This window comes from Mesorhizobium sp. KR9-304, assembly GCF_040049215.1.
In the GTDB taxonomy this organism is placed as follows: Bacteria; Pseudomonadota; Alphaproteobacteria; order Rhizobiales; family Rhizobiaceae; genus Mesorhizobium_K.
Genome location: NZ_JBDZDN010000003.1, coordinates 233,451 through 254,443, shown reverse-complemented (window position 1 = coordinate 254,443; position 20,993 = coordinate 233,451). Strand labels below are relative to the sequence as shown.

The following is a 20,993-nucleotide window of genomic DNA, read 5'->3' as shown; positions in this document are numbered from 1 at the left end:
TCGGACCGTATTCGGTCTCGAACCGAAAAGGCCGGAGGGAATGCCCCTCCGGCCCGGAGACCGCGATCAGCGGATAGGCATGCCGTATTGGAGGCCGCCCTTGGTCCACAGGGCGTTGGCGCCCCGCGCGATCTTGAGCGGGCTGCCGGCCCCGACATTGCGCTCGAAAATCTCGCCATAGTTGCCGGTTGCCTTGACAATGTTGGCAACCCAGGCGTTGTCGAGGCCGAGGTCGGTACCGATCTTCGTTTCCGCCTCGACGCCGAGCAGGCGCTTGATGTCCGGGTTCGGAGAGTTCTTCATCTCCTCGACATTGGCCTGGGTGACGCCTGCTTCTTCCGTGTTCAGCAACGCGTAGTAGGTCCACTTGACGATATCGAACCACTTGTCATCGCCCTGGCGCACGGCCGGCCCGAGCGGCTCCTTCGAGATGATCTCGGGCAGAACGACGTGATCGTCGGGCGCCGACATCTGCAGGCGCACGGCATAGAGGCCGGACTGGTCGGTGGTGTAAGCGTCGCAGCGGCCCGCGTCATAAGCGGCGTTGGCCTCCTCGAACTTCTCGAAGACCACCGGATTGTATTCGAGGTTGTTGGCCTTGAAGTAGTCCGCGAGGTTCAATTCGGTCGTGGTGCCCGACTGAACGCAAACCGAGGCGCCGGAAAGCTGCAGCGCGGAGTTCACGCCGGGAAGCTTCTTGGCGTTGATCATGAAACCCTGGCCGTCGTAGTAGGTGACGCCGCCGAAATTCAGGCCGAGCGCGGTATCGCGGTTGATCGTCCAGGTCGTATTGCGCGACAGGATGTCGATCTCGCCCGATTGCAGCGCGGTGAAGCGGTCCTTGGCGCTCAGGCCGGTGAACTTGACCTTGGTGCCGTCGCCGAACACGGCTGCGGCGACCGCGCGGCAGAAGTCGACGTCGAGCCCGGTCCATTCGCCCTTGTCGTTCGGCGCGGAGAACCCGGCGAGGCCAGTATTGACGCCGCATTGGATGAAGCCCTTCGCCTTCACATCGTCAAGCGTGGCGGCGGAAGCGGCGGATGCCGCCACTCCGAGCACGGCCGCGCCGAGAATGCCAATCATCGTATTTTTCATAACCCTCAACCCTTTGATCTGTTCTTCTTGGTACAAACATTTCCGTTGAGCGGCAGCACCTCATCGTCCGGCCCATTTCCGGATTCGGCATCGACCTTTTCGATGCAATGCTGCGCGCACCCCGTGCAGAATTTGCATCGAAGGCGATTATTCCATTGAGGTCAAGCGGAATGACCGAATCCCAAGGAGTTTGGAAACCGCAAGTTGCGGATGCCCGTTTGACAGGCTTTTCTGCCCAAGGTTTGACCGCTGGAAAGAAAAGCGAGCGCGCCGCGCCACGCACCGGTGAGACGAGCGGAACGTGAAGCAAGCCGGCAAACGAGAGCCTACTCCGTTGCACGCCACTCCGCCGCGCTTTATGGCTGACCGCGCGAGAGGTGGAGCACAATGGCAAAACGCATTCCCGACGGCGCTGGAATCAATACGCGGCTTGCGCATGGCGGCAACGATCCGCACGACTATCACGGCTTCGTAAACCCGCCTGTCGTGCATGCCTCGACGGTGCTCTTCCCGGATGCCGCGACCCTTGCCTCACGGGCGCAGAAATACACCTACGGCACGCACGGCACCCCCACCACCGACGCACTCGCTCAGGCGATCGACGAACTCGAAGGCTCCGCCGGCACGATCATCGTCCCCTCCGGCCTGATGGCGGTGGTCGTCCCGCTGCTTGCATTTCTTTCCGCCGGCGACCACCTGCTTCTGGTCGATTCGGTCTATTTTCCGACCCGCAAATTCGCCGACGCGATGCTGAAGCGCATGGGCGTCGACGTCGAATATTACGACCCGCGCGCCGGCGCCGGCATCGCCTCACTGCTCAAGCCCAACACCAGGGTCGTGTTCACCGAATCGCCTGGTTCCAACACGTTCGAGGTGCAGGACATCCCGGCGATCGTGGCGGCCGCGCATGCCGGCGGAGCCATCGTCATGATGGATAACACCTGGGCAACGCCCCTCTATTTCCGCGCCCTCGATTTCGGCGTCGATATCACCATCCATGCGGCGACGAAATATCCAGCCGGCCATGCGGACGTGCTCTTGGGCACTGCCTCGGCAAATGCGGCGTGCTGGGAACAGCTGCGCGCTACCGTCAACGCGCTCGGCTGCTGCGCGGGACCGGACGACGTTTACCAGGTGCTGCGCGGTCTCAGGACCATGGGCGTGAGGCTCGAGCGGCACCAGGAAAGCGCACTTGCGATAGCGCGCTGGCTGGAGCGGCAGGACGGCGTCGCGCGCGTGCTGCATCCGGCGCTCGAAAGCCATCCGGATCATGCGCTCTGGAAGCGGGACTTCTCGGGTTCGAGCGGCCTCTTCTCGGTCGTGCTGGCGGGAGCCGGACACAAGGCCTCCCACGCCTTCCTCGACGCGCTCGGCATCTTCGGGCTCGGCCATTCATGGGGTGGCTACGAAAGCCTGGCCGCGCTCGTTTCGCTGAATGACCGCACGATCGCCAAAGGTCCCTTCGAAGGACCGCTGGTGCGTCTGCAGATCGGATTGGAAAACGTCGAGGATCTGAAAGGCGATCTCTTGCGGGGGCTAGAGGCCGCGCGGCGGGTGGGTTGAGTCGGGCTTCCCATCGGATTTGGGCCGGGTGGACTCCTCCGCACCGCCATTCATGGCCTCGACGGCGTCCTCGAGTTTCGTCGCGATCAATTCTTCGAGATCGCCGACCTCCTCCTCGATGTCCTCGAGCCGCACGCCTGCGTTGGCAGCTTGAGCGGCACATTGCTTGGCAAGCACCCCGGCCTCCCGGTCGATCGACGCTGGGGTCTCGGGAGCCTGGACCTTTTCGTGGATCCACTCCTGGAGGAATTCGATTGCCTTCTCGGTCATCTCTGCCTCTGTTGCCGAAGCGGCGGTAGCAATGCCACTAACGCCCTCGGCTTGAAAAGGATGCTTTCGTCTAAGCCACGGCCCTGCGCCTTGTCGACGCCGTGAATATCGAGGCTGTGGGGAGAAATCCACCCACATATAGGTGCACCCGCCGCGGAAAAAAGTTCATTTCTGCTTGAAACACTGTCAAGGGCGGCGCGGCATGTTGCCACTAGTGGTCCGATTCGACATCTGCGTGCCCCGGCAGCCGTCGCGCTTTGAATTTGACATTTGAGAGGGTGCCCTGCTTCAGACACAACTCAAATGTCGAATTCGCTCACTAATAATGGGCTCCCGGCGGGACCTTGTATCCCGTCTTCGGACAAATCCCGGCGTCGACAGCGCGGTATCCACAGGGCGCGCCGGTCGCCATCATCGGCTGATCGGAGTTGCCATAGCCCGGGCCATACCCGCAGCCAGCCAACCCCGAGGCAGCCACAATCATGGCGAAGAGCAGAAGTCGCGACATGGAATCTCCTAGTGCACCTTAGCCTGTCATCGGGGACTGCGGAACCCGGGTTTGGACCTCAGCCGGCGTGGCGCCTTTTCCAATCCGCTGCAAGGTCCCTGGGTGCTTGTCCATAGGTCCATTCGACCTGGACCCTGCCCTCGGAATCCTGGATGAGCACGAGCGCGTCGTAGCCGAGCCTTCCAGCCTCGTAGGCCGCCTGCACGGCCGCACCGACCGCCTCGTCGCGCGTGGAGTAGTATGGATAGTCGACGCCATTGCACTTGACCTTCCAGCCCGTGCCGTCCGGCATGACGACATATGCCATGCGCTCCATCTTATCCGCCCTCGATATCCCAGCGACGCTGATTGCACATGCGAAATGGTTCGTCCAGTTGCCGCCACGCGAGGCGCATCGTATCAGTGTTTCCGCGCCGCGAGGCTCTTCCCGCCGACTATGCACAAATTATTGAGACCCCGCGCGGCTTGCCGATCATGGCCGGATTCGCATCGGGACATCAACCGGGGAAACAGCGGAAAACGGGCACGGCAATCCGCAAGGGCGGGGCAAGCCGCCGCTTCGCGGGACCGCCATGTTCGCTCGAAAAATCTAGCAAATACAATAGCTTAAATGGCGATCCCGGCAGGATTCGAACCTGCGACCATCGGCTTAGAAGGCCGGTGCTCTATCCACTGAGCTACGGGACCACACGCACCGGGAGGCCGGCGGCTTTCCCGGAAGCGCCTGCTCAATGCGTCCAGGGAATCTTGCGGTCATAGCGGAAATTCTCCGCGTATGAAATCGACCGGCGCTTGGCTTCCTTGGGCTCCTGCACGCGGTAGGCGAGCCCGTTCTTCTCGGCATAAGCCACGGCTTCCTCTCGCGTTTCGAAGGTCAGCCGGATCTGGCTCTTCATGTCGCGGGACGTCGTGTAGCCCATCAGGGGATCGATCTTGCGCGGCATTTCGGGGTCGAACTCGAGAACCCAATGGCCCGTCTTGGCTTGTCCGGACTGCATGGCTGTCTTGGCCGGGCTGAAGATGCGGGCTGACATGTCTGGCTGATTCCTGACTCACATTCGACAGGACGCTTCTAGCAAATGGCGCGCGCCCGCTTCAACAAAGCCTTTTCAGGCGGGGAAAAATTGGTCGGAGTGATAGGATTCGAACCTACGACCCCCTGATCCCAAATCAGGTGCGCTACCAGGCTGCGCTACACTCCGAACCCTCAGGTGCGCAGTGCCTAGAGTTTTCAGCCTGTGAACGCAAGAGCAAAGCGCCACACAGTTTGCTCGCTGCAACCGCCGCTTCGCCACGATGCGAGCGCGAAACCGCCAAAAAGCGGGGCGAGAACACCTCACGTGACATTACGTCATGTAACGCTGCGGCATCGGCCGCCGCTATCGGAGACCGTAACATGAGCAAGAAACGGCTTTACGTGCACATCCTCCTCGACCGCTCGGGTTCGATGGAGGAGTGCCGCGATTCGACGATCAGCGCCTTCAATGAATATGTGAATTCGCTTGCCGCCGATGCCGGCCTGTCGGCGCGAATTTCGCTGACGCTGTTCGACGACCGGAGCATCGACCTCGTTTTCGACCGCCAGAAACCTGGCGAAATGCCCAAGCTGACCAAGGAAACGTTCGTTCCGCGCGGCATGACGCCGCTCAACGACGCCATCGCCGGAACGGTGGCGGAAATCGACAAGGCCGACCTCAGGAAGGATGAAAGCGTCACCTTCGTCATCCTCACTGACGGGCTGGAGAACGCCAGCCGGGAGCACACGAAGCAGACTATCAAGCTGCTGCTGGAACGGCGGCAGAAGGAAAAGAACTGGCTGGTCATCTATCTGGGCGCCAACCAGGATGCCTTCGCGGAGGGAGCGGCGCGCGGCATGGCGGCCGACAACACGATGACGTTCGACGCAGAGCGCGTGGAGCAAGCCGTCGGCGCGGCCGCGCGGGCGTCGATGGCGTTCGCACATAGTCCCGTGCGCGCGTCTGCCGCTTTCACGCCGGCCGAGCGCGCAAAGGCCCGCAGATAAGCGGACAATCGCAGAGGGCCTCGGCGGCGGACATCGCCGAGGCCCCCGCTCAAAGATCGAGTTCCGCCTGCCCCCTGTCCATGGCGTTTATCGCCTGGGCCGCCAGTGCCCGGGTGATGCGGCTCTTCTGCTCCAGCGCCATCCGGTCCAGCCGGTCGACGACGTCGATCGCGGTCGACAGCGACCGTTCGATCCGCCGCACCAGGAACTGCACGACATGCGGCTCGACCTCCACCTGCCTGTCCGCGAACAGCTTGGTGACGACGGCCGCGAGCAGATGATCGTCGGGCTCCAGTATCTCCACGGTCGCCGCGGCCTTCAGCCGCGATGCAAGGTCTGGAAGACGAACGCCCCAGGCCGACGGGAAGCGCCTGGAGGTCAACAGCATGTGCGTGCCGGCCGCGCGCGCGGCGTTGATCAGATGGAAGAGGCCGTGCTCGTCGAGGTCGACGTCCGCGTCGTCGATCACCACGGGATGCGTCAGCGGAGCGCCTTCCAGCCAGTCCTCGATTGCGGCCGGATCGACAAACACGGCGTTCGCGCTTGCCGCCCAGATCGAGGCAAGATGCGACTTTCCCGATCCGGCCGGGCCGGCTAGCACCACGACCGTAGCCGGCCAGTCCGGCCAGCCATCGATCAGAGCCACCGCCTGCCTGTTGGCGTCAGAAACGACGAGTTCATCGCGCGAATGCCCCGGCCGATGGCTCAGATCCAGCGGAATTTGGCGAGGCTCGTCAGATCCGGCCATGCCGTCAGTCGCCCCGGGCCGCGTCTTTGCGGGCGCGGCCTGCCGGCTTCGGCTTGACCCTGACTTCGAAGACGCGGTCGGGAGCGATTTCGACGTGCCCCTTGTAGAGCGGCGACTCCAGGTAGCGGGAAATCGCAAAACGCACGAGAACCGCAATCGCGGCGGCCGCGGGCACCGCGATCAGCAGCCCGACGAAGCCGAACAGGGCGCCGAAGGCGAACAGCGCGAACATCAGCCAGACGGGATGCAGGCCGACGCTTTGGCCGACCAGCTTCGGCTGCAGGATGTTGCCTTCTATGAACTGGCCGACGAAAAAGACGCAGGCCACCGCCACCACCATGATCCAGTCCGGCCAGAACTGCACGAAAGCCACGCCGACCGAAAGCACCAGGCCGACCAGAGAGCCGACGTAGGGAATGAAGCTGATCAGGCCGGCGAAAAGGCCGATCAGGATGCCGAAGTTCAGCCCCGTCAGCGTCAGTCCGACCGCGTACATGATGCCAAGAATGAGGCACAGCGTGCCCTGCCCGCGCACGAAGCCGGCGGTCGCACTATTGATGTCGGTAGCCAGGGCGCGGATGGTTTCGACATGATCGCGCGGCACCCAACTGTCCACCCTGGCGATCATCCGGTCCCAGTCGAGCAGCATGTAGAAGGCGACGACTGGCGTGACCACGAACAGGGCGGCGATGCTGAACAGCGCGACGCCCGAGCTCCAGATCGACTGGAAAACGGTGGCAATGAAGCCCGCACCGGAAGTCAGCAGCGAATTCAGCCCCTCGCGCAGACTGCCCGCATCGAGCCCGAAGCGCCGCTCGAGCCACTCCGGATTGAAGCTGGTGATCAGCCCCTGCAATTGCTCCAGATATCCGGGCGCCTTCTCAAGCAGGTCGGCAAGCTGCGACGCCAATACCGGGGCCAGGATGACGATCGCGATGGCGAGCACGATGATGAAGGCCAAAAGGATCAGCAAGGTCGCCGCCACGCGCGAGAGACCGAGGCGCTCCAGCCGGTCGGCCACCGGGTCCAGGAAATAGGCGAGCGCCATGCCGGCCACGAAAGGCAGCAGAATGCCGCTGAACACGAAGAGGAATAGTCCGAGTAGCGCTCCGGCAATCAGCCAGAAAGCGATCTGCCGGCGAAAGTTCGCGGCGATCAGCGCGTCGGCTATCTCATTGTCCGGCGTGCGGTCCGCCTTCGCCATCTTTGCTCATGTGCCTCGACCAGGCTACGAGATAGGCTCCAGCCGAAGCCACGGTCAAGAGGCCGGACAGGATAATCAAGGCAGGGCGAACAGGCCCGAAACCCGCGTCGAAGGCCAGTTCCGCAAGCACGACGGCGGCAAGCACGATCTGCACGGCCGTATTGGCCTTGGACACCATCAGCGGCTTCATTTCGACCGGGTTGCCCATCACCGTCGACAACAGAACGGCGCAGACGATGAGCCCGTCGCGGCTGACAGCCGCGATGACCAGCCAGAGCGGCAATTCGTCCAGCCAGCCCAGCACGACGAAAACGCTGACCAGAAGCAGCTTGTCCGCCATCGGGTCGAGATAGCCGCCGAGTTCGGAGCGCTGATTGAAATGGCGCGCGACGAAGCCGTCGACCGCGTCCGAGACGCCGGCCACGACGAAGCCCGCGAAGGCCAACTGCCACCGCATCGTGAGCATGCAATAGATCACGGCCGGCACCAGCACGAAGCGCAGCATCGTGATCATGTTGGCGGCGGTCACGCTAATGTCCTCCCTGCTTTCCCCGCGGATAGATGGTCCGGCGGATGCTCCCACGCAAGAGCCGCGGCCAAGCGGCTGTTCGTCCAAGGAAGCGGCGCGGAGGCGGCCCGGCTTCTTGCGGGCGGCATCCGTTCATGCGAATAGCCGCACACGACAGCCGCGCAGGGATGGAGCAATGACAAAGAACGGGCTCACCTATGCCGAGGCCGGCGTCGACATCGATGCCGGTAATCTCTTGGTCGAGAAGATCAAGCCGGCCGTGCGCTCGACCCGCCGGCCCGGCGCCGACGGCGAGATCGGCGGTTTCGGGGGGCTGTTCGACCTCAAGGCCGCGGGCTTTTCGGACCCGGTCCTCGTGGCGGCCAATGACGGCGTCGGCACCAAGCTCAAGATCGCCATCGACGCCGGCAAGCATGACACGATCGGCATCGACCTCGTTGCCATGTGCGTCAACGATATCGTGGTCCAGGGTGCGGAACCGCTGTTCTTCCTCGATTATTTCGCAACCGGCAAGCTCGATCCCGACCAGGGCGCCGCCATCATCGGCGGCATAGCGGCGGGGTGCCGCCTGGCAGGCTGCGCGCTGATCGGCGGCGAGACGGCGGAGATGCCGGGCATGTATCACGGCAACGACTACGACCTTGCGGGTTTCGCGGTGGGCGCCGCCGAACGCGGCCAGTTGCTGCCGACCGACGACATCGTCGAGGGCGACGTGCTGCTCGGGCTCGCGTCTTCGGGCCTCCATTCCAACGGCTTCTCGCTGGTCCGCCGCGTCGTGGCGATGTCGGGGCTCGGCTGGAGCGACGCGGCCCCCTTCGCCGACGGGCTGACGCTTGCCGAGGCGCTGCTGGAGCCGACCCGCATCTATGTGAAGCCGGTGCTCCAGGCGATCCGCGGCACGCACGGCATCAAGGCCCTTGCCCACATCACCGGCGGCGGTTTTCCCGAAAACATCCCGCGCGTCCTGCCCAAGGACTTCTCAGCCGAGCTCGATCTCGATTCGATCGAGGTTCCACCCGTGTTCTCATGGCTGGCGAAGACAGGCGGCGTCGCGGCGAACGAAATGATGCGCACCTTCAACTGCGGCGTCGGCATGGTCCTGGCGGTTGCTTCGGGCCAGGCGGCCCAGGTAGCCGCTGTGCTGCAGGAAGCCGGCGAGACCGTCACGCCGATCGGCCGCATCGTGCCGCGCCGGGACGCCGGCGTCATATACCGGGGCTCGATCGCACTATGAACGGCGGCCGCAAGCGCGTCGCGATCCTGATTTCGGGGCGCGGAACCAACATGGCCAGGCTGATCGAGGCCGCGCGGGACAGCTCCTATCCGGCCGAGATCGTCGGCGTCGTTTCCGATACGCCGGAAGCGCCGGGCCTGCTGTTCGCCGGCGACAGGGGCATCGGCACCATTGCCCTGCCGCGCTCCGACTATGCCAGCAAGGAAGCGCATGACAGCGCCATCGACGCCGCGCTGCAGGAACTCGAAACGGACATCGTCTGCCTCGCCGGCTACATGCGCATCCTGACCGCCCGCTTCGTCGAGCGATGGGAAGGCAAGCTGATCAACATCCACCCTGCCCTGCTGCCCTCCTTCAAGGGTCTCGACACCCATCGGCGGGCACTCGAAGCGGGCGTTCGCATCCACGGCTGCACCGTGCATTTCGTGACCGCCGAGACCGATGCGGGGCCGGTCATCGCGCAGGCCGCGGTGCCCGTGCTCGCCGGCGACAGCGAGGCTGAACTCGCTGCCCGCGTGCTGAAGGCCGAGCACGAGCTCTATCCGCTGGCGCTGCGGCTGGTTGCGGACGGCAAGGCCAGGATGGTCGAACGGCGCACCGTCTTCGCCGATCTCGGCGAAAGCGCCGGCGACGGGAACGCCCGGCTGTTCTCGCCGCGTTCGTGGAGCGACGATCTCGACCTCGAGGCGCTGGCGCGGTTCACGCCGTAGGTGCCTGGGCGACAGCCGCCCGCACCCACACCTTGTTGTCGTGGAAGGCGGCGCCGCCATAGGGCGCCGGCGCGTCGGCGCCGGTCAGGACGTTGATGCCCTCGCCGCGCTCATGCGCGTCGTTCGGCCAGATGCCCTCGGCGATCACCACGCCGCGCTTCATTCCGCCGAAGAGTTTTGCGTGCAAAACGACTTCGCCGCGCGTGTTGCCGATCTCGACGCGGTCGCCTTCGGCGAATCCGAGCCGCTCCGCGTCCTCTGGATGGACCAGAAGTTCCGGCCGCCCGCCCTCCCTGGCTTTCGAGGCCGCCGTCTCGGCGAAGCTGGAATTGAGGAAGCTGCGCGCCGGCGAGGTCGCCAGCCGGAACGGATGCTCCGCATCCGCCACCTCAATCAGATCGACATGATCGGGGAATTCCGGAAGACGGTCGTGGGGACCGAAAGCGACGCCCATGCTTTTCGGCGGCTTGCCGGGCGCAAGACCTCCCACCCACTGCGGCTTGAATCGGAACTTGCCGTCCGGGTGGCCGAATCCCCTAAGGAAATGCGCGGTCTCGAAATCCGGCTGCACGTCGAGCCACTTCGCTTCCTTCAGCGATTCGAAGTCGCCGTAGCCGCGCTTGCCGAGCATGACGTCGATATGCTCGCGCTCGGTCATGCCGAAGCCCGGCAGATGCGCCACGCCGAGGCGCTTGGCCAGCTCCTCGATGACGAAATGGTTGGTGCGCGGCCCCTCCGGCGGATCGATCACCTTGGGGCCGAGATTGATGTGCTGGTTGCCGCCGCCGCGATAGATGTCGTCATGCTCGAGGAACATTGTGGCCGGCAGCACGACGTCGGCGAGCCTGGCCGTGTCGGTCATGAACTGCTCGTGCACGCAGGTGAAGAGATCGTCGCGCAGGAAGCCTTGCTTCACCAGCCGCTGCTCGGGGGCGACGTTCACCGGATTGGTGTTCTGGATCAGCATCGCCGTCACCGGCGGACCGCCATACAGTGCGTCGGGCGCGCTGGTGAGCACCGGGCCGATGCGCGAATGGTCGAGATAGCGGATGTCGGGGTCGCGCAGCCGCGTGCCCTCGAGGAGCCCCTTGTCGAACTTGAAGATGCCGGAATTGGAGTGAAAGGCGCCGCCGCCCTCATATTGCCAGCAGCCGGTCACCGCCGCGACCGACAGAGCCGCATGCATGTTGACCGAGCCGTTGCGCTGGCGGGCAAAGCCGTAGCCGAGACGGAAGAAGGTGCGCTTCGTCGTGCCGACGAGATGCGCGAAAGCCTCGATCTCGGCGACTGACAGGCCGGTGATGTCCGCCGCCCATTCCGGCGTCTTGTCCTTGAGATGCGCCTCCAGTCCGTGCGGATCGTCGGTGTATTTCTCCAGATAGGCGCGGTCGGCCAAACCCTCGCGGAAAAGCACATGCATGACCGCGCAGGCGAGCGCGCCGTCGGTGCCGGGTTTGAGGATCAGGCCCATGTCGGCCTGCTTCATCGTAGCGTTGTCGTAGATATCGATGACGACGATTTTCGCGCCGCGTTCCTTGCGGGCGCGGATGGCATGGGTCATCACATTGACCTGCGTGGCGACCGCATTGGTGCCCCAGATGACGACGCAGTCGGACTTCGCCATCTCCCTGGGGTCGGAGCCGTGCAGGGCTCCTGCCCCCATATACCATCCGGTCCAGGCGAGATTGGTGCAGATCGAGCTGAAGAAGCCGGAATATTTCTTGGCGTGGCGCAGCCGCTCTATGCCGTCGCGCTGCACCAGCCCCATCGTGCCGGCGTAGAAATAGGGCCACACCGTCTCGCTGCCGAGTTTTTCTTCCGCCGCGATGAACTTTTCCGCCACGAGATCGAGCGCGGCTTCCCAGCTCGATTCCTTCCAGGCCCCCTCGCCCTTGGCGCCCGAGCGCACCAGCGGCTTCAGCAGGCGGTCGGGATGGTGGACGCGGTCGGCGTAGCGCGCGACCTTGGCGCAGATGACGCCGGCCGTGTAGCTGTTTTTCTTGTCGCCATGGACGCGGCCGATGCGGGTGTCGGACAAGAGCTCGACGTCGAGCGCGCAGGTCGAGGGGCAGTCGTGCGGACAGGCCGAATGGCCGATCTTCGGCTTTGCCTGCGGAACGGGGGCTTGGCTGAGTGTGGCGTGCTGGTTCATGGGCTGTACTTAGCCGGAAACGGCGGTCTCGTGTAGGGCCAGGTTGGGCAGTAGGGACGCGCGCGATTGATCCTCCCCTGCGAAGCGGGGGAGGTGTCCCGAAGGGACGGAGGGGGCGCCCCCTCCACCATGCTTCGCATGGTCCCCCTCCCCCGTAAACGGGGGAGGATCAGCCGCGTCAAACAGGGGAGGATCGGCGGCGTCACGACGTGTCGGGATGCTCCAGCACCTCGAAGGCGAGCCAGTGGAGATCGCTCAGGATCTCGTACACCTCATGGCGGCGCCGGTTGGCGGGACGCTGGCCGGGCGCGCGGCCCGGACGCAGCGGCCAGGCGCGGCGGGCAAGCCTCTTGTTTTGCGCGCCTGCGGCGTCGCGGCCGGTGCGTTTCCTCGCCCGCCAGCGGGCGAAACGTTTTGCCTGTCCGGGCAGGTCTTCGAGTGCCGCGCCCAGCGCCTGGAGGCGGAGAGCAAGGCGGGTGGCGTCGAGCGGATCGTCGGGCGCGGGCGGCAGGCGCGGCGTGATCGGCGACGGCGCGACGACGCCGGGAAACGAGATACGGGGAATGCTGATCTGCGCCGGCCGTCTCGGACCGGGTCGGAAGGGTCTCAGCGGATCGAGCAGCGGCAGGGATAGCCGGCGCGCGGGTGGAACCCCTTCCCGCAAGGGGGACCCTGAAAGGAGGGCGCCCGGCGGCAGATAGATGCCGGTGCCGCCGGGCTTGCGCAGGAAGATCGAGGACGGTTTCGCCTTGCGCGGGCGCGGCGGCGCAAGCGTTACCACCAGCCCGCGCGCCAAAACGATGATCAGCCGCCGCACGGCGGATTCAGCCGGCCTGATGAGGCGCAGGATCGCCCGGTGGAGATGGCGCGGGAGGGTCAGCTTCACCTCCCCCTTGAGGGGAGGTCGACGCGAAGCGTCGGGTGGGGGTTGCGGCGCTGCAATGACCCCCACCCGGCGGTCTGGCATATTGCCGGGGACCCCGATTGGTTCGCAATCTCCCCGGCCTTCTCGGCCGACGGTCGAGCCACTGGCTCGACCGGAAGATCGGGCCTCGAAGCCCCTCAAGGGGGAGGTGAAAGAATTCGTGAGCCCCGCCATGGCGACGAGCATGGCCAGGATGCGCTTCAGCGCGTCGCGGTTCTTCTCGATTGCCAGGTTCCAGTCTATCGCCGCCTCCTTTCAAGGCGGCGGGATTGTCGCTCGGGGTGGGAGGGGCGTGGATGAAATGGGGCGGAGAAAATCGTGGGGGAGGAAAGGTAAGTGGTTGGGGGATTGGGGAAATATCTTGGGGGCGGGAAAAATGTGGGGGAGGTTATCCACGGGGGCGAACAGTACAATAAATGGTTTTGGCGGGGTGCGTACTTGAGTGTCGGGACCGGGGACGACTGCTGAAGGCCCGGTCTTAGCCGCCAACAAAGGGAAATCGGCTCGTTTGGGAATCGCCGACATGGCGGGTTGCGACCACACCCGGGATCAATTTTCTTTCCAAACGCCGGTTGCGAGGTACAATGTATGCGGCATTTGAGAACTCTTGGCGTCGAGGCAAATTATGAATTCGACTAGCAAGGGCGACAAACTGGAAGACGCGTTCTACCGCTATCTTGTTGATCAAAAAGATCGCGGAGAGCTCGTTTTTGGTGTTTATACAGCGCAAAACTGCAAAATTTACAAAAAGAAATCATATTACTGTCGCGACCGCCAGGCAGACGTCGAGTTCGATGTCGTTTTGGAACTGTACCGAACTAATAGCGATACACCCCACCTGTACGTCATTTTCGAATGCAAGAATCATGACGCGAGCGTCTCCGAAATATACGTCAACGACTTTTCATCGAAGATTGGCCGGATATTTCCGCATGCGACCAAAGGGGTCATAGTTGTTACTTCGCGGCTACAATCTGGAGCAGAGATGGTCGCCAGAAATGCCGCGATGGGCATTGTAAAATTCGGCAAGCAAGGTTTAGAAATTGTCGCGGATCGAAAAAGTAGATTTTTAGAGAATGGATTTTTAAGTGCCCAAATGTTTCGGAACGACAATGCCACAAAGTCCCTGAAGTTCTCGGGGTTCCACGACGGCAAATATTTTTCAAACGTCGACGATTTCGTGACAAATCTCGACTTCGAAATGACCGGTAATTCTTCGTACGATCTCAAAGACGTTGATCAATTGGTGCCCTTTTTGTCGACCGAAGACATAAAGTCGACTGCTAAGAAACTTCTTAAATCGTCCGGATACACGTATGGTCCAGTAGACCAACTCACGATTTGTGAGATCCTTTCCATTTCGCTGGATTTTTCTGATCGTGAATTTGTCGATATTGACGGAAATTCTATATTGGGGAGCGCAATTTTTAATCAAAAAATGATTGTGATAAACGCACACTCACTCCAGACACGAGAACGCTTTACACTTGCACACGAGATTGGCCATTTTGTTTTGGACCACGAACGATATTTACGTTCTGAGACAATTGTTGAGAGAGACCTTTTTTGCCACAAAAGAAAAATCGGAAATATTCAATTATTAACGTTTAGAATATCAGGCAAACTCATTTGCATCTGAACTGATCCTACCGGATGCAGTCTTCCTGCAACAAACGGCGCGCGTCCGCCTAGACTTAGATATCAAAGATAGAGGTCACGGATACATATTTGTCGACGACCAACCGTGTAATTTTTTGACCTACTATGAACTGCTGTCGCGTCTATCAGACTACTTTCAGGTTTCGAAGCAAGCCATCGAAGTGAAACTGAGGAAGTCAAAAATGTTAACGGACCAGAGAAACAGAAATGAGGCGTCACCGATAGGCAATCACCTCGGCGGCATGGTCGGCTGGTAACCCCCCCACCGCCTCGCTGCGCTCGGCACCTCTCCCCCACGTTGTGGGGGCGAGGAACCCGAGTTCTGATCCCGCCTCACCCCTGCCCCAAAAACCTCCGCACCAGTTCTTCCCATTCCGCGTCGAGCGGCAGGGCCGACGGGGCGGCGCGGGCGCGGCGGTACCAGTAGTCGGCGTTCGACTTGTCGCCTTCCTTGCGATGCAGATAGGCATGGACATGCGCGCCGGCTGCGTCGTCGCGCTCCTGCGCGCGCTCATGCGCCTTGTCCCAGTCGCCCCTGGCATCCCACCACAGCGCCTGCAGGGCGAGCGAAAGCCCCGGCGGAGGCTCGGGTTTGGCGAGGGAATCCCTGAAGGTCTGAAAATCAAGCTGCATGCGGCGATGGTAACCGAGCGGGGGGAAAGGCGGAAGGCGCATTGGATGAAGCGCGCCGCCGCGGCCAGGGTCTCTACGGCGGGATGACGAATTCACGATCGGCCTGGCGACATCCCGGGCCGCGAAGCCGCCCGCGCCACCGGGCAGGAATCAGGTGGGAGAATCGCCCGCAATACCGCTCGCAAGCAGGCGGGCGATTGCGTCCGTGATGGTGTGGTCGTCGTAGGGTTTTGCGAAGAACCTGCTCCCCGCCGGCAGGCTGCTCTCTTCGAGAATGGTGGCGCCGGATGCAACGATCAGCTTCACGGGCGGCCATCGGTCCCGGATGTAGTGGGATAACTTGATGCCGTCCATCGTGCCCGGCATCTGGACATCGGTGAAAACCAGGTCGACGTCGTCTCGCGACTCAAGGATGCGGATTGCCTCGTCCGCGTCGCGCGCCTCCAGCGCTTCGTAACCGGCGGACAACACCAGATCGACGGCACCCATCCGAATGAGTGTATTGTCTTCGACGACAAGGACGACCGCTTTGCCGTTATTCATCGCTCACTCGGGTCATGAGGGCGGGGATCCTCGCGGGCTGCGATGGTAAAGCGCTTCGGAAGCAATTCGGTTCCTAAGCGGCCGTGGAAAGGTCGGATCGCAGATCGGCGCTGTCCCGGTGGCTGATCGTGACGGCCGTGCCGGGGGCCGCATCGCTCGACTGGATGTCGCCCCCAAGGTTCTTCGACAGCGCCTCCACGATGCCAGTCCCCAGTCCAGCCTTTGGTGCATCGCTTCCCGCGGGAATGCCGATGCCGTTGTCGGTAACAGAAAGAGTCCAGTCCTTGCCCGACGATCGATAGTCGACCAGGATCGCGCCCGTTCTTTCATCGGGAAAGGCGTGCTTGAGGGCGTTGATGACAAGCTCGGTCACGATAAGCCCCAGGCTCACGGAAACGTCCGCTTCCACGGCGCTGTCGTCGACCGTCACCTTGATCGAGAGCCGGCCGGGGTCGGCGACCATCGACGCGCCGAGGCTTTGGCAAAGCTGGGTCAAATAGGTACGCAGTTCAACGTTGCCGCCGCTGGACGTGGAGAGCTGCCTCTGCAGGGCTGCTATCGACATGACCCGGTGATGGGCGTCTTGGAGGTGCCCGCGCGCTTCGTCCGACTGAACCCGGCGTGCGCTCTGCATGAGAACGCTGGCAATGATCTGCAGGCTGTTTGCCACCCGATGCTGGACCTCCTGCAGCAGGATCGCCTTGTCGCGGATGAGATCGTCTTTGAGCCGCGCCTGGGCGCGCGCTTCGGTCACGTCGGTTACGGCCAGAAGCAGGCGAATGTGGTCGAAATCGCCGTCGTCAAGCGTGCGCGCATTGACGACCAATTGCCGGGTTTTCTGGTTTGGCCGCTTGAGGTCGATTTCGTAGGCTTCGACATGCGCACTTCCCGAAGCGGTAGCCCTCAGCAGCGACGCAAGCTTGGGCATCGCCCATTCGCCATTCCCGAGTTCGCCGAGGCGTCCTACCGGTAACTGTCGCGGGGTTGATCCCGAAGGCCCGGCAGAACGATGCGCTTGCTGCGATGACCTTCTGGTCGTCGGACAGGAAAAGCAGCGGTTCGTTCGACGATACCACAACGGCAAGAGTGCTCGCCGCCTCGAAATGCACTGTCGGGGTCTTTAGCATGATGTGGCCCTCAAGGGCCGGAGACTCGCGGAGCGAGTCATCACTCGGCAGAAACGCCGCCGAGCCGGAAAGCACAAGCTCGACGAGTACACGCTATCACACCCTACGCGTACCGGCACCATACTAAATGCCGCGCGGTTCCGGCGAGAAGCCGATCGCGCTGCGTCTAGAACCGTAGCGACAGGTTGGCCTGCAACGCATTGACGGTCACACTGTCCCCATACTGGCCCAGGTAGGAGACGCCGATGCTGGTCCGTTCGCCGAGGTCGAGGTCGACGCCCATCTCCACAAGCGCCGCGTCCCGAGCCAGGGGCGCTCCCGCCACCGTGAAGTTCGCCGTCGGAACGCTGAGAAACGCCATCTGCGCCTCCGGCGTGACATCGCCGAAGGCATGCTGCCAGGTCAGCGCGGCATGGGGCTTCAGTGTCTGCCCGCCGGCTAGCTGCATCGCCGTGGCGGCCCGGAGGCCGAGCGAGGAATAGCCGACCCCGGTCGAGGTCGAGTCGGCGGACAGGCCGGCCGAAGCGCCTGTTTCGGTGAAGCTGTCGGTGGCGACGTGGACGTAGGCGAGGCCGGCGAAGGGCTCAAGTGCTGCCTGCCCGAAGGCGAAACCCTGGCTGACTTCGGCGAAGATCTGGCCGACGCCGGCGTTGTAGTCGGCATTGGCCTGCTCCGAATAGCCGGGATAGGCGATGGTGCGCGAGGCGTCGACCTGGCTGAACGCATAGCTGGCGCCGAACCTGATGTTGCGCGGGCCAAAGCTGGTGCCGGCGTAGAGCACCACCAGCGCGCTGTCGACATCGCTGGAGCTTGCTAGCTCGTCGATGTCGCTGCTGGACTGCGTGTAGCCGAGGGCGGCGCCGACCAGCCAGTTGTCGACTGATATGTCGACGCCGGCGATGATGCCGCCCATGGTGGCGTCGACGGCGGCGGTTGCGGAGCCGCCGTCATAGTCGGCACTGACGCCAAAACCCTGTGCCCAGAAGGTGTGGTTGTAGACGGGTGCAGCGGCCATATCGGGCGTGGCGGTGTCCGGACCGTAGGCAAGCGCCGCGCCGCCATAGCCGAGCGTGGCCACGGGGCCCTGCTGGCCGGCATAGCTGCCCTGGCGCAGCCGCTCCAGGATGGACTGGCGGACGTAAAAGCTGTCGCCGATCAGCACCGACTGCTGGCTGGCGTAGGCCTCGCCGGAGAGCGCGTCGAGCGCGCCGGGAAGCTGGCCGGCGGTGAGATCGTAGAGCGGGGCAAGCGCCTCGGGCAGGGAGTCCAGCAGATTGCCGGTCGAGGCGTCGATGATGCCGTCGATGGCCGCACCCACCGCGCTCTGGTTGGGCGTGTTGCCGGACAGAGCGGCGAGACCGCCGCCGACGGTCAAGGTCACCTCGGTCGGCGTGTAGTTGAGGGTGCCGCCAAACAGGGCCGGTATGCCGCTGAGGGTCAGCGTCTCGAACTCGCCGGTGATCTCGTCCGTCGCGTTGATGAGGGTGTAGTTCCTCAGGAGGTTTGCTGTCTGGAAGGAGACCGCCATGGTGCCGTCGAGCCGCACGGCGCCGGTCACGTCCAGCTTGTCGTTGCCGACGTCCATCATGCGCGCGGCATAGGTGCCGGCGGCGGTGTTGACCATGGTGCCCTGGAAAAAGTGGGTGATCGACGGCACGGTGCCGGTGACGCCCAGCCAGCCGCTGTTCTCGAAACGCTTGCCCGCGCCCATCTCCATAGCAAGGCGGCCGTCGATGGTGCCGGTGTTGACGATGATGGTGCCTTCGGAGGTGGCATTGGTGCGCAGGGCGTCCGCTTCGAAGGTTGTCTTCAGCGTGCCGGAATTCAGCAGGGTGCCGAACTTGCCATGCATTTCCACCGCGGCACCCGCAAGGCCGCTGGCGGTGATGGTGGCCTCATTGGTCAAGACGCCGTAGGTCTCGCCGCGCATGGCGACGCCACCGTTGCCGGTTGCCGTGATGTCGGCCTCGTTGATGATGTCTTCGCCCTTTTGGCCATCGAGGAACGCCGCGTTTTCGTCGGTGAAGGTGGTCTCGGTGCTGTTGACGGTGGGGTTGTAGATGCCCTCGATGGTGGCGACGTAGCCGTGCACGCCGTCCGCGTCGGTATAGATGCCGACCACCTTGTCGCCATAGGCGGAGTTGGACGAGACGACCGTTCCAGGAATCTCGATCTCGTACCAGGTGGCAATACCGAATTCGTTGAGATGCATGACGCCCGGATGGACGACCTCGTCGTCGGTCACCCAGTTGACGACGAGATTGTAGGTGTTGGGCTGGCCGCCGCCGGTGATGCCCTCGAAGTGGGTCGCGACGACGCCGAGGCCGGGATGATCGTAGGTCGTGAACGTATCGTTGACCTGGTCGTAGATGTAGCCGTGCTGCGGGCTGAGGCCGCCGCCAATCGCCGCCTCGGTGAAGCCACCGGCGATCTTGTCGCCGTATATGCCATACGCCGTGGTGCTGATGGCGCCCGGCTTGTTGTTCGTGACGTACTGCTCGGTGTCGATGTTGTAGATGAAGGCGTTGCCGGTCGCGAGCTGGGTGTCGTAGTTGCCGACCAGCTGATTGCCGAAGGTGCTGTGCGCGATGGTGTAGAGCGTCCCGGCGTCCGGGTAGACCAGCGTCGTGAGTTCCTCTCCCGGCGCGGCCGCTGCATCATAGAGGTAGCTCAAATCGTAGCCATTCGACTCGGCGGTCAGGTAGCTGCCGACGACGCGCAGCACGCCTCCAGGATTGCCGAAGCTCGGGCCGTAGGGCGAGGAGCCTGTCGCGCCGGGATAGTTGGCGCCGTTGGGCGTGGCGACCGGCATCGCCGACCAGAGGCCGCTCGTCAGATTGTAGTAGAGGCCACCGGTCGTTCCCGCCTCGGGGATCGTGTAGTTGCCGACGATGTTGTCGCCGCGGATGCCGGTTAGGAATGTCCCGGTCGTGCCGAAATCCAGCGTTATGAAACTCGTCGGATCGGCATGCGCGGGCTGGGTGAGGCAACTGGCGCCCAGGCCCATGGCAACAAGCCCGAGCGCAGGCACACGCAGCACGCCGGAATATAAAGAACGAATTGTCATGATATTTTCTGCCGCCCTGGAACGAGACTATGCCAATTTTAACGGCAAAGCATTGAAATGGCGATGCAGCTTTTTGTTCAAATACAAGCAAAACTGTGTCTTTTTCTGCTGATCAATAGCAGTTTTCTCGTTTTGTATCAGGCGACGAGCTGTTTTGTGCGAATCAAATGTTACAGTTCGGCCCACTTTTCTAATACCTGAATTGACATGTTCGCCGTCAGGGGTCGCGCGCCTCCGGGTCCGAAGTCGCATGTCCGTGAGCCACCCCCTGCGTCCTGCGACCGCGTTGCGGAAAGGTGGCGCCGGCTTTATATGTCATTCGATCCAGAAATCGCGGCAAGCGGATGCAGGACCAACAAAAGAAGGCGCAAGTTGAAGAGGCCGCACGCAGCCGCGGCCGGCCACGCGAGTTCGATCGCGAGACCGCGCTCGCGCGGGCGACCCGCTTGTTCTGGTCCAAGGGCTACGAGGCGACGTCGATTTCCGATCTGACGCAGGCGATGGGGATCGGGTCGCCCAGCCTCTACGCGGCGTTCGGGTCGAAGGAGGCGCTCTACGCCGAGGCGCTGCGATACTATCGCGACAACTACGAGACGCTCTTCTGGGGCAATTTTTACGCGGCCGCCACGGCGCGCGAGGCGGTGCAGTCGCTGCTCATGGATTCAGCGGCGGCAATGAGCGGATGTCGCGCCGACGTTCCCAGCGGCTGCATGGTGGCGCTGTCGTCGGTCGGCAGCGAAGGGCATGAGCAGCTCGGCGCGCTGGTGCATTCGGCGCGCGCCGTCGGGCTGGAACGCCTGAAGGCGCGGCTGAAGGAGGCCGTCGCGGACGGCGAGCTGCCGGCGTCGGTCGACGCCGGCGCGCTGGCCCGTTTCGTCCTGACGGTGCAGAGCGGCATGTCGGTGCTGGCGCGCGACGGCGCGAGCCGCGCCGAGTTGGAGGACGCCGCCAAGGTGGCCATGACTGGTTGGGACGCCTGGGTGGGCGAAGCCGCCTGACAGCG

General features: G+C 63.3%; 18 protein-coding genes, 2 tRNA genes and 2 pseudogenes. 6 read left to right on the top strand and 16 right to left on the bottom strand.

Features of this window, described 5'->3' with window-relative positions; genetic code table 11:
• Positions 1–66: 66 nt before the first annotated feature.
• A complete protein-coding gene (locus ABLE71_RS17460) occupies positions 67–1,095 on the bottom strand; it encodes an amino acid ABC transporter substrate-binding protein (protein WP_348784742.1) in 1,029 nt (342 codons plus the stop codon).
• Between the two features lie 387 nt (positions 1,096–1,482).
• Between ABLE71_RS17460 and ABLE71_RS17455 the strand changes: the two genes are divergently transcribed.
• Positions 1,483–2,658 (top strand): cystathionine beta-lyase, encoded by a 1,176-nt coding sequence (locus ABLE71_RS17455; protein ID WP_348784741.1) that lies wholly within the window; start codon positions 1,483–1,485, stop codon positions 2,656–2,658.
• Here the strand turns inward: ABLE71_RS17455 and ABLE71_RS17450 are convergent.
• The 6 genes from ABLE71_RS17450 to ABLE71_RS17425 all read right to left on the bottom strand — a co-directional run bounded on the left by ABLE71_RS17450 (position 2,632) and on the right by ABLE71_RS17425 (position 4,638).
• Positions 2,632–2,928, bottom strand: a complete 297-nt coding sequence (locus ABLE71_RS17450; protein WP_348784740.1) for a hypothetical protein — start codon at positions 2,926–2,928, stop codon at positions 2,632–2,634. The two genes, ABLE71_RS17455 and ABLE71_RS17450, sit on opposite strands and share 27 nt — an antisense overlap.
• Before the next feature lie 319 nt (positions 2,929–3,247).
• Positions 3,248–3,436 carry a hypothetical protein gene (locus tag ABLE71_RS17445; RefSeq protein WP_348784739.1) on the bottom strand — a complete coding sequence of 63 codons (189 nt, stop codon included), beginning with the start codon at positions 3,434–3,436 and terminating at the stop codon, positions 3,248–3,250.
• A gap of 58 nt (positions 3,437–3,494) precedes the next feature.
• Positions 3,495–3,752, bottom strand: a complete 258-nt coding sequence (locus ABLE71_RS17440) for a DUF2188 domain-containing protein (protein ID WP_348784738.1) — start codon at positions 3,750–3,752, stop codon at positions 3,495–3,497.
• Between the two features lie 295 nt (positions 3,753–4,047).
• Positions 4,048–4,123, bottom strand: a tRNA-Arg gene (locus tag ABLE71_RS17435).
• Between the two features lie 41 nt (positions 4,124–4,164).
• The gene (locus tag ABLE71_RS17430) at positions 4,165–4,470 is read right to left on the bottom strand and encodes an ETC complex I subunit (RefSeq protein ID WP_348784737.1); all 306 of its coding nucleotides are present in this window, start codon (positions 4,468–4,470) and stop codon (positions 4,165–4,167) included.
• A gap of 91 nt (positions 4,471–4,561) precedes the next feature.
• A tRNA-Pro gene (locus tag ABLE71_RS17425) sits at positions 4,562–4,638 on the bottom strand.
• A 194-nt stretch (positions 4,639–4,832) separates the two neighbouring features.
• On the opposite strand from ABLE71_RS17425, the gene ABLE71_RS17420 reads away from it, so the two are divergent.
• Complete coding sequence (locus ABLE71_RS17420) at positions 4,833–5,459, top strand: vWA domain-containing protein (protein ID WP_348784736.1); 627 nt, start codon at positions 4,833–4,835, stop codon at positions 5,457–5,459.
• A gap of 49 nt (positions 5,460–5,508) precedes the next feature.
• Here the strand turns inward: ABLE71_RS17420 and hdaA are convergent, their stop codons facing one another.
• From hdaA to ABLE71_RS17405, 3 genes are read right to left on the bottom strand one after another with little or no spacing between them, the layout of a single operon-like run.
• Positions 5,509–6,207 carry a DnaA regulatory inactivator HdaA gene (gene hdaA / locus ABLE71_RS17415; RefSeq protein ID WP_348784735.1) on the bottom strand — a complete coding sequence of 233 codons (699 nt, stop codon included), beginning with the start codon at positions 6,205–6,207 and terminating at the stop codon, positions 5,509–5,511.
• 4 nt (positions 6,208–6,211) lie between these two features.
• Complete coding sequence (locus ABLE71_RS17410; RefSeq protein ID WP_348784734.1) at positions 6,212–7,411, bottom strand: AI-2E family transporter; 1,200 nt, start codon at positions 7,409–7,411, stop codon at positions 6,212–6,214.
• A complete protein-coding gene (locus ABLE71_RS17405) occupies positions 7,380–7,940 on the bottom strand; it encodes a CDP-alcohol phosphatidyltransferase family protein (protein WP_348784733.1) in 561 nt (186 codons plus the stop codon). The genes ABLE71_RS17410 and ABLE71_RS17405 overlap by 32 nt, the downstream gene beginning before the upstream one ends.
• Positions 7,941–8,115: 175 nt before the next feature.
• Between ABLE71_RS17405 and purM the strand changes: the two genes are divergently transcribed.
• Both purM and purN read left to right on the top strand, forming a co-directional pair.
• Positions 8,116–9,174, top strand: a complete 1,059-nt coding sequence (purM, locus tag ABLE71_RS17400; RefSeq protein ID WP_348784732.1) for a phosphoribosylformylglycinamidine cyclo-ligase — start codon at positions 8,116–8,118, stop codon at positions 9,172–9,174.
• The gene (gene purN, locus ABLE71_RS17395) at positions 9,171–9,884 is read left to right on the top strand and encodes a phosphoribosylglycinamide formyltransferase (RefSeq protein WP_348784731.1); all 714 of its coding nucleotides are present in this window, start codon (positions 9,171–9,173) and stop codon (positions 9,882–9,884) included. The genes purM and purN overlap by 4 nt, the downstream gene beginning before the upstream one ends.
• Here the strand turns inward: purN and ABLE71_RS17390 are convergent.
• Together ABLE71_RS17390 and ABLE71_RS17385 are read right to left on the bottom strand one after the other, a co-directional pair.
• On the bottom strand, positions 9,874–12,036 hold the full coding sequence (locus ABLE71_RS17390; protein WP_348784730.1) for a molybdopterin oxidoreductase family protein: 2,163 nt from the start codon (positions 12,034–12,036) through the stop codon (positions 9,874–9,876). The genes purN and ABLE71_RS17390 overlap by 11 nt on opposite strands.
• 202 nt (positions 12,037–12,238) lie before the next feature.
• Positions 12,239–12,922, bottom strand: a complete 684-nt coding sequence (locus ABLE71_RS17385; RefSeq protein WP_348784729.1) for a hypothetical protein — start codon at positions 12,920–12,922, stop codon at positions 12,239–12,241.
• A 664-nt stretch (positions 12,923–13,586) separates the two neighbouring features.
• Between ABLE71_RS17385 and ABLE71_RS17380 the strand changes: the two are divergent.
• Positions 13,587–14,877 (top strand): annotated as a pseudogene (locus ABLE71_RS17380) (ImmA/IrrE family metallo-endopeptidase).
• Positions 14,878–14,953: 76 nt separating this feature from the next.
• On the opposite strand, the gene ABLE71_RS17375 reads toward ABLE71_RS17380, so the two are convergent.
• The 4 genes and pseudogenes from ABLE71_RS17375 to ABLE71_RS17360 all read right to left on the bottom strand — a co-directional run bounded on the left by ABLE71_RS17375 (position 14,954) and on the right by ABLE71_RS17360 (position 19,990).
• Positions 14,954–15,253, bottom strand: a complete 300-nt coding sequence (locus ABLE71_RS17375; RefSeq protein WP_348784728.1) for a hypothetical protein — start codon at positions 15,251–15,253, stop codon at positions 14,954–14,956.
• A gap of 150 nt (positions 15,254–15,403) precedes the next feature.
• Positions 15,404–15,796: a response regulator gene (locus ABLE71_RS17370; protein ID WP_348784727.1), complete on the bottom strand. Its 393-nt coding sequence runs from the start codon at positions 15,794–15,796 to the stop codon at positions 15,404–15,406.
• A 73-nt stretch (positions 15,797–15,869) separates the two neighbouring features.
• A pseudogene (locus ABLE71_RS17365) lies at positions 15,870–16,923 on the bottom strand (histidine kinase dimerization/phosphoacceptor domain -containing protein).
• A 166-nt stretch (positions 16,924–17,089) separates the two neighbouring features.
• Positions 17,090–19,990, bottom strand: a complete 2,901-nt coding sequence (locus tag ABLE71_RS17360; RefSeq protein WP_348784726.1) for an autotransporter domain-containing protein — start codon at positions 19,988–19,990, stop codon at positions 17,090–17,092.
• A gap of 344 nt (positions 19,991–20,334) precedes the next feature.
• On the opposite strand from ABLE71_RS17360, the gene ABLE71_RS17355 reads away from it, so the two are divergent.
• Complete coding sequence (locus ABLE71_RS17355) at positions 20,335–20,988, top strand: TetR/AcrR family transcriptional regulator (RefSeq protein ID WP_348784725.1); 654 nt, start codon at positions 20,335–20,337, stop codon at positions 20,986–20,988.
• The last annotated feature ends 5 nt before the right edge of the window (positions 20,989–20,993 follow it).

Excerpts from the sequence above, each read along its gene's own strand:
- ABLE71_RS17370 (WP_348784727.1), bottom strand. The coding sequence starts at position 15,796 with ATGAATAACGGCAAAGCGGTCGTCCTTGTCGTCGAAGACAATACACTC.
- ABLE71_RS17460 (WP_348784742.1), bottom strand. The coding sequence starts at position 1,095 with ATGAAAAATACGATGATTGGCATTCTCGGCGCGGCCGTGCTCGGAGTG.
- ABLE71_RS17375 (WP_348784728.1), bottom strand. The coding sequence starts at position 15,253 with ATGCAGCTTGATTTTCAGACCTTCAGGGATTCCCTCGCCAAACCCGAG.
- ABLE71_RS17360 (WP_348784726.1), bottom strand. The coding sequence starts at position 19,990 with ATGACAATTCGTTCTTTATATTCCGGCGTGCTGCGTGTGCCTGCGCTC.
- ABLE71_RS17450 (WP_348784740.1), bottom strand. The coding sequence starts at position 2,928 with ATGACCGAGAAGGCAATCGAATTCCTCCAGGAGTGGATCCACGAAAAG.
- ABLE71_RS17355 (WP_348784725.1), top strand. The coding sequence starts at position 20,335 with ATGCAGGACCAACAAAAGAAGGCGCAAGTTGAAGAGGCCGCACGCAGC.
- ABLE71_RS17410 (WP_348784734.1), bottom strand. The coding sequence starts at position 7,411 with ATGGCGAAGGCGGACCGCACGCCGGACAATGAGATAGCCGACGCGCTG.
- purM (WP_348784732.1), top strand. The coding sequence starts at position 8,116 with ATGACAAAGAACGGGCTCACCTATGCCGAGGCCGGCGTCGACATCGAT.
- hdaA (WP_348784735.1), bottom strand. The coding sequence starts at position 6,207 with ATGGCCGGATCTGACGAGCCTCGCCAAATTCCGCTGGATCTGAGCCAT.
- ABLE71_RS17390 (WP_348784730.1), bottom strand. The coding sequence starts at position 12,036 with ATGAACCAGCACGCCACACTCAGCCAAGCCCCCGTTCCGCAGGCAAAG.
- purN (WP_348784731.1), top strand. The coding sequence starts at position 9,171 with ATGAACGGCGGCCGCAAGCGCGTCGCGATCCTGATTTCGGGGCGCGGA.
- ABLE71_RS17440 (WP_348784738.1), bottom strand. The coding sequence starts at position 3,752 with ATGGAGCGCATGGCATATGTCGTCATGCCGGACGGCACGGGCTGGAAG.
- ABLE71_RS17455 (WP_348784741.1), top strand. The coding sequence starts at position 1,483 with ATGGCAAAACGCATTCCCGACGGCGCTGGAATCAATACGCGGCTTGCG.
- ABLE71_RS17445 (WP_348784739.1), bottom strand. The coding sequence starts at position 3,436 with ATGTCGCGACTTCTGCTCTTCGCCATGATTGTGGCTGCCTCGGGGTTG.
- ABLE71_RS17420 (WP_348784736.1), top strand. The coding sequence starts at position 4,833 with ATGAGCAAGAAACGGCTTTACGTGCACATCCTCCTCGACCGCTCGGGT.
- ABLE71_RS17430 (WP_348784737.1), bottom strand. The coding sequence starts at position 4,470 with ATGTCAGCCCGCATCTTCAGCCCGGCCAAGACAGCCATGCAGTCCGGA.